This window comes from Actinoplanes sp. NPDC021490 (assembly GCF_055562135.1).
In genome coordinates this window covers 533,332-540,535 of the sequence record NZ_JBVHFW010000002.1, presented here as the reverse complement: position 1 = coordinate 540,535, position 7,204 = coordinate 533,332, and the positions used below count along the sequence as shown (strand labels likewise).

General features: G+C 72.3%; 6 protein-coding genes. All 6 read left to right on the top strand.

The features are described 5' to 3' along the window. The first annotated feature begins 17 nt into the window (after positions 1–17). Genes ACZ3I4_RS06905 through ACZ3I4_RS06880 form a run of 6 tightly spaced genes read left to right on the top strand, consistent with a single transcriptional unit; the run spans position 18 to position 7,119 of the window. Positions 18–1,193 carry an isochorismate synthase gene (locus ACZ3I4_RS06905; protein ID WP_465380918.1) on the top strand — a complete coding sequence of 392 codons (1,176 nt, stop codon included), beginning with the start codon at positions 18–20 and terminating at the stop codon, positions 1,191–1,193. Continuing rightward, positions 1,183–2,772: a (2,3-dihydroxybenzoyl)adenylate synthase gene (locus ACZ3I4_RS06900; protein ID WP_465380917.1), complete on the top strand. Its 1,590-nt coding sequence runs from the start codon at positions 1,183–1,185 to the stop codon at positions 2,770–2,772. Before ACZ3I4_RS06905 ends, ACZ3I4_RS06900 begins: the two co-directional genes overlap by 11 nt. A gap of 5 nt (positions 2,773–2,777) precedes the next feature. Continuing rightward, positions 2,778–3,416, top strand: a complete 639-nt coding sequence (locus tag ACZ3I4_RS06895) for an isochorismatase family protein (protein ID WP_465380916.1) — start codon at positions 2,778–2,780, stop codon at positions 3,414–3,416. Positions 3,417–3,420: 4 nt separating this feature from the next. After that, complete coding sequence (locus ACZ3I4_RS06890; protein WP_465380915.1) at positions 3,421–4,722, top strand: lysine N(6)-hydroxylase/L-ornithine N(5)-oxygenase family protein; 1,302 nt, start codon at positions 3,421–3,423, stop codon at positions 4,720–4,722. 38 nt (positions 4,723–4,760) lie between these two features. Next, positions 4,761–6,653 carry a hybrid sensor histidine kinase/response regulator gene (locus tag ACZ3I4_RS06885; RefSeq protein WP_465380914.1) on the top strand — a complete coding sequence of 631 codons (1,893 nt, stop codon included), beginning with the start codon at positions 4,761–4,763 and terminating at the stop codon, positions 6,651–6,653. A gap of 10 nt (positions 6,654–6,663) precedes the next feature. Further along, complete coding sequence (locus tag ACZ3I4_RS06880; protein WP_465380913.1) at positions 6,664–7,119, top strand: NUDIX hydrolase; 456 nt, start codon at positions 6,664–6,666, stop codon at positions 7,117–7,119. Positions 7,120–7,204 lie beyond the last annotated feature (85 nt).

Below are 7,204 nucleotides of genomic sequence, written 5' to 3'. Positions count from 1 at the left end.
AAAAGGGAGAACCATCAGTGACTACCGTCAGCGCCGCATCCACCGCGGCCGAGCTGCTGGCCGGCTACCGCCCCGGCAGCTCGTCCCTGTTCACCTCGCCGAGCGGGACCCTGCTCGCCGAGGGCAGCTACTTCGCGGTTCCACCGTCCGGGCGCTCGGACAACCTGGCCGACCTGGCCCGCCGCGTCGACGCCGTGCTGGGCGTGGCCGAGGCGGCCGGGCACGAGGTCCGCACGGTCGTCGGCGCGATCCCGTTCGCGCCCGGCGCCCCCGACCACCTGGTCGTGCCCCACCGGCTGCGCCGGGGCGGGCCACCGGTGGCCACGGTCGTCGAGCGGCCCGCGATCCGGGCCGACAAGGTGCGCCCGGTGCCCGAGCCCGAGCAGTACGCGGCGGCCGTCGCCGAGGCGGTCGGCCAGATCGACGCCGGCCGCTACACCAAGGTCGTGCTCGCCCGCTCGTTGCGGGTCGACGCCCCCGGTTTCGACCCGGCCCCCGTGGTCCGCGCCCTCGCGGGCCGCGACCCCGGCGGGTACACGTTCGGCGTCGACCTGGGCGCGGGCCGCACCCTGTTCGGCGCCAGCCCCGAGCTGCTGGTGGCCCGGCGGGGCGGCCGGGTCACCGCGCACCCGCTGGCCGGTTCGGCCGCCCGCGGCGCGACCCCGGCCGAGGACGCGCGGCGAGCGGCCACGCTCATGCGGTCGGACAAGGACCGGCACGAGCACGCCGTGGTGGTCGACGCGGTGGCCGACGCGCTGCGGCCGTACTGCGACGACCTGACCGTGCCGCCCACCCCCTCGCTGGTCGCCACGGCCACGATGTGGCACCTCGGCACGCTCATCACCGGAGTCGTCTCCGACCCCGCCGCGTCGTCGCTGACCCTGGCCACGGCCCTGCACCCGACCCCGGCCGTCTGCGGCACGCCGACCGCCGCCGCCCGCGCGGCCATCGCCGAGCTGGAACCGTTCGAGCGCGGGTTCTACACCGGCGCGGTCGGCTGGACCGACGCCTCCGGCGACGGCGAGTGGGCGGTCACCATCCGCTGCGCCACCGCCGACGAGGACGGGCTCGACCTGTACGCGGGGGCCGGCGTGGTGGCCGGCTCCGACCCCCGGGCCGAGCTGGCCGAGACCACGGCCAAGCTCGGCACCATGCTCACCGCCCTCGGGTTGGAGCTCGACGATGTGGCCTGACGACTACGCCCAGCGCTACCGCAAGCTCGGTTACTGGACCGGGCAGACCTTCGACGACCTGCTCGCCTCGGGCGCCCGGCGGTTCGGCGACCGGATCGCCGTCGTGGACGGCGACCGCGAGGTCAGCTACCGCGCGCTCCACGAGAACGCGCAGCGGCTGGCGGCCGGCTTCCACGGGCTCGGCATCGGGCACGGTGACCGCGTCGTCGTGCAGCTGCCCAACGTGGCCGAGTACTTCGAGGTGATCTTCGCGCTGTTCCGGCTGGGGGCGCTGCCCGTCTTCGCGCTGCCGGCCCACCGGTCGGCCGAGATCGGCTACTTCTGCTCGCACACGTCGGCCAAGGCCTTCGTCACCACCGGCGAACACGAGGGCTTCGACCACCGTACGCTGGCCGCGGTGGCCGGGGACGCCCACGTGATCATCGCCGGGGACCCGGGGGAGTTCACGGCGCTGTCCGCCCTCTACGGCGATCCCGCCGGGCTGCCGGTCGGGCCCGCTGCCGGCGACCTCGCGTTCCTGCAGCTCTCGGGGGGAAGCACCGGCCTGCCCAAGCTGATCCCGCGCACGCACGACGACTACCTCTACAGCGTCCGGGCCAGCGCGGAGATCTGCGAGCTCGGCCCGGAGAGCGTCTATCTGGCCGTCCTGCCGGTCGGGCACAACTTCACCATGTCGTCGCCCGGCGTGCTCGGCATCCTGCACACGGGCGGGCGGATCGTGCTGGCCCGGCGGCCCGACCCGGCCACCGTGCTGCCGCTGATCGCCGCCGCGCGGGTCACCATCACCGCCGTCGTGCCGCCGCTGGCCCTGCTCTGGCTGGACGCGGTGGGCGGCCTGGCGTCCCGGCCCGACCTGTCCAGCCTGCGGATCCTGCAGGTGGGCGGGGCCAAGCTGGGCAGCACGGTCGCCGAGCGGGTCGAGCCGGTGCTCGGATGCCGGGTCCAGCAGGTCTTCGGGATGGCCGAGGGGCTGGTCAACTACACCCGCCTCGACGACCCCGACGAGATCGTGCTCCACACGCAGGGACGGCCCATCTCGGCCGACGACGAGATCCTGGTCGTCGACGACGACGACCGGCCCGTGCCGCCGGGGGAGATCGGTCAGCTGCTCACCCGGGGGCCGTACACGATCCGCGGCTATTGGAACGCGGAGGAACACAACAGGACGGCGTTCACCGCGGACGGCTTCTATCGCACCGGCGACCTCGTGCGGCTGCGCCCGGACGGCTATCTCGTGGTCGAGGGCCGGGCCAAGGACCAGATCAACCGCGGGGGCGAGAAGATCGCCGCCGAGGAGGTCGAGAACCACCTCCTGACCCATCCGGGCGTGCACGACGTCGCCGTCGTCGCCGTGCCCGACCACTATCTCGGCGAGCGCAGTTGCGCGTTCGTCGTGCCGCGTCCCGGGGCCTCGATCACCCTGCCCCAGGTGCGCGGCTACCTGCGCGAGCGCGGCCTGGCCGCCTTCAAGATCCCGGACCGGCTGACCGTCGTCGACGCGTTCCCGGTCACCGGCGTCGGCAAGATCAGCCGGCGTGAGCTGCGCGCGGCCCTCCGCACCTCCCTGAAAGAAGGCTGACCCCCGTGTCGCTGCCCCGCATCACCCCGTACCCGATCCCGACCGGATTCGGCATGGACCGCGCCCGCGTCGCCTGGCGGCCCGATCCCGCCCGCGCCGTGCTGCTCGTGCACGACATGCAGAACTACTTCCTGGCCCCGTTCGGCACGGCCGACAACGCCCTGCTGGCCCGGGTCGTCGACAACATCGCGACGCTCAAGAAACACGCCGCCGAGCTGGGCATCCCGGTCGTCTTCTCGGCCCAGCCCGGCGGTCAGGGACCCGGCGAACGCGGGCTGCTGCAGGACTTCTGGGGCGACGGCCCGCCCGCCGACCCGCACGCGCTGGCCATCACCGACGGGCTCACGCCCGGCCCCGGTGACGTACGGCTGACCAAGCGGCGCTACAGCGCTTTCGCGGGAACCTCCCTGGGGTCGCAGTTCGAGACCCGCGACCAGATCATCGTCACCGGCGTCTACGCGCACATCGGCGTGCTCGCGACCGCGCTCGAGGCGTTCATGCGCGACATCCAGCCGTTCGTGGTGGCCGACGCGGTGGCCGACTTCAGCCCGGCCCACCACCGCGACGCGCTGCGGCACGTCAACGACCGCTGCGGCGTGGTCGCCACCACCGGCGAGCTCACCGATGCCCTCACCGAAAGGTAAGACCATGGAGAATCCGGTGTACGACCTGGTGGGCATCGGCTTCGGGCCGTCCAACCTGGCCCTGGCGATCGCCGTCGAGGAGCACAACCGCGCCTGCGCCCGTACGGAGGACCGGATCGACGCTGTCTTCCTTGAGAAGCAGGACGACTTCGGCTGGCACCGGGGCATGCTGTTCGAGGACGCCACCATGCAGGTGTCGTTCCTCAAGGACCTGGTCACGATGCGCAACCCGGCCAGCGACTACAGCTTCGTGTCGTACCTGCATGCCCACGCCCGGCTGGCCGAGTTCATCAACTACAAGTCGGTGTATCCGCTGCGGATCGAGTTCCACGACTACTTCCGGTGGGCCGCCGACCGCGTACGGGACCAGGTCCGTTACGGCCACACGGTGACCGACGTCGTGCCGGTGGCGGACGAGCGGGGGGATTTCCACGCCGTCGACGTCATCGCCCGCCAAGGCACGGAGACCCGTACGATCCGGGCCCGGAACGTGGTCGTGGCGGTCGGGCTCGAGTCGTCGTTGCCGCCCGAGGTGACGCCCGGACCCCGGGTGTGGCACAACCTCGACCTGCTGCACCGGGTCGCCCGCTTCGACGTGCCCCGGCCGCGGCGATTCATCGTCGTCGGCGCCGGTCAGAGCGCCGCCGAGTCGGTGTCGTTCCTGCACCAGCGCTACCCGGGCGCCGACGTGCACTCGGTGTTCTTCCGCTACGGCTACAGCCCGGCCGACGACAGCAACTTCGCCAACCAGATCTTCGACCCGGAGGCGGTCGACCTCTATTTCGACGCGCCCGCCGACGTCAAGCAGATGCTGTTCGACTATCACCGCAACACCAACTACTCGGTGGTCGACGGGGACCTCATCGAGGACCTGTACCGCCGCGCCTACCGCGAGAAGGTGACCGGCCGGCAGCGGCTGCACATGATGAACGCGTCGCGCATCGCCGAGCTGCGGCCCGGCGACGAGGGGGTCACCGCGGTCGTCGAGCACCTGCCCACCGGCAAGCGCACCGATCTCGAGGCCGACGCGATCGTGTACGCCACCGGGTACCGCCCGGTCGACGCGACCCGCCTGCTCGGGGCGGCCGGCGCCCACTGCCACCGCGACGACGAGAACCTGCTGCGCGTGCACCGCGACTACCGGCTGGTCACCGACGCCCGCCTGCACGCCGGGCTGTACCTGCAGGGCGGCACCGAACACGCGCACGGAATAACTTCCACGCTGCTCTCCGCGGCGGCCGTACGGGCCGGGGAGATCGTCGATTCGGTCGCGGCCCGCCTCTACGCCCCGGTCGTCCGAAGCTAACCGCTCAGGTCCGCCGGGCGGCCGCCGATAGGACGATCGTGCCGGAACAGCTCTATATCCTGGGCAACCTGGTGATCATGGTCGCCTACGCCTCGATCATGACGGCCATCCTGGTGCCGGTGACCCAGGCGGGGCAGTTGTGGAGCAATAAGCTCGCCGTGGCCACCGCGATGATCTTCTTCAGTTGCGCGGTGGGACACGGCCTGCATGCCTTCATGGCCATCCGCGCCACGTCGGAGGGCGGGCACGGGCACCTGCAGCCCGGCTGGGAGTGGCCGTCGGCCGCCTGGGACCTGTTCACCGCCCTGATCGGTGTCTACTACTGGACGCTGCGCCGCAGCTACAAGGTGCTGCTCGGCGGCGGCTCGATCTTCACGTCGCCCGGCGAGCAGCACCGGCTCGAGGAGGCCGGCGCCCGCGAGCAGGCCGCCCTCAACGCGGCCGAGAAACACCGCGCGACCCTGGCCGCCGTGGTCGAGCACACCGACGACGCGATCATCGGCGTGAACCTGGAGGGCCGGGTCACCGCCTGGAACCGCGGTGCCGAACGGCTGTTCGGCTACAACGCGGGCTCGGCCATCGGCCAGCCCATGTCGATCTTCTCGGGCGACACCGGCGCGGCCGACCAGATGGCGATGATCGCGCGGATCCGGCACGGCGAGCGCAACCTGCACTACGAGGCCCGCCGCCTGCACCGTAACGGCGCCCCCCTGGAACTGTCGATCAACATGGCCCCGATCCGCGACTCGGTCGGCGCCGTCACCGGGGTCTCGGTCACCGCCCGCGAGATCAGCGCTCTGAAGGCGGCGGCCGACCAGCGCCGCGCCGACGAGGACCGGGCCCACCAGGCCCAGCGGATGGAGAGCCTGGGCAAACTGGCCGGCGGGCTGGCCCACGACTTCAACAACATCCTCGGCATCATCGTCAACTACACCGAGTTCGCGATCGACGAGACCGAGGACAAGCCCGCCGTACGCGAGGACCTGCAGCAGGTGCGCTCGGCGGCCGACCGGGCCCAGGACCTGACCCGGCAGCTGCTCACCTTCAACCGCGGCGCGGGCGGCCGGCCCAGCGACGTCGACCTCAACGTGGCCCTCCAGGAGGCCCGCACCGACCTGGAACCGCTGACCGGCGAGAACATCACGATCGTCGCCCGCCCCGGACCGGGCCCTCTGACCGTGCGGGCCGACCCCGGCCAGCTCCAGCAGATCATCGCCCAGCTCGCCGCCAACGCCCGCGACGCCATGCCCGACGGCGGCACCCTGGTCCTCGAGACCGGCATGGCGGGCGGTCAGGCCCGGCTGCTGGTCTCCGACACCGGCACCGGCATGGCCCCCGAGGTGGCCGAGCGGGTCTTCGAGCCGTTCTTCACCACCAAGGCGGGCAAGGGCGCCGGGATGGGCCTGGCCGCCGTCTACGGCATGGTCACCGAGGCAGGCGGCTCGATCGCCGTCTACTCCGAACCTGGTGTCGGCACCACGTTCCGCGTCCACCTACCCCTGGCCGGCGTCCCCTCGACCGGCACCGACAACGGCGGGCCGCCCCCGTCCGGCGACGGCCGCACCATCCTGATCGTCGAGAACGAGCCGGCCCTGATGCGCGCGGCCGCCCGGATCCTGACCGTGGCCGGCTACCAGGTGCTCGGCGCCGCGACCGGCCCCGAGGCGTTGGTGGTGGTCGGCGACCGTACGGTGGACGCCCTGATCACCGACGTCGTGATGCCCGACATGACCGGCCCCCGCCTGGCCGAGCTCCTGCACGAGCGGGCGCCCGGCCTGCCCGTCATCTTCATGTCCGGCTACAGCTACGGCATGCTCGACGCCACCGGCATGCTGGATCCGGCCGCCCCCTTCATCGAGAAGCCGTTCACCGCCCCCGACCTGCTCCACGCGGTCCACAAGGCCCTGCACCGCACCCCGTCGGCGGTCTAGCATCGGGCGGGTGAGTTTCCGCCTTGCCGCCTACGCCGTGTGCCTCGACGACGACCGGGTGCTGCTGGCCCACTACCGCGGGTTGCATTGGACCCTGCCCGGAGGCCGCGTCGAGCACGGCGAGGACCCGTACGACACGGTGATCCGCGAACTGGCCGAGGAAACCGGCTGCGACGGCGAGGTCGTGTGCCTGCTGGGCGTCGACTCCAGAGTGATCCCCGCCGCCGAGGCCCTCGCCGGGGCCGATCACCAGAACGTCGGCATCTTCTATCAGGTCCGGGTCACCGGCGGCTCGCTGCGCCCCGAGCCGGACGGCGAAACCGCGGCGTCGGCCTGGACCGCGCTCGACGGCGTGGCCTCGTTACGCCGGTCCGGTCTCGTCGACGTCGGCCTGGCCCTCGCGCGTTTGCGTCCCGCCACCGGCCACGTCGGGCCCGTCCCCGTCGGAGGCCCGATCCAGCACTGACCCCGCGCGCCGCCCGCCGGCTTTCGGATCGCCTCGCCCATCGACTCGTACATCTCGCGCATCGACTTCTCATGCTCATCGATCT

What these genes read in the sequence shown, in the direction of transcription:
- ACZ3I4_RS06900 (WP_465380917.1), top strand. Translation starts at nt 1,183, where the DNA reads ATGTGGCCTGACGACTACGCCCAGCGCTACCGCAAGCTCGGTTACTGG.
- ACZ3I4_RS06890 (WP_465380915.1), top strand. Translation starts at nt 3,421, where the DNA reads ATGGAGAATCCGGTGTACGACCTGGTGGGCATCGGCTTCGGGCCGTCC.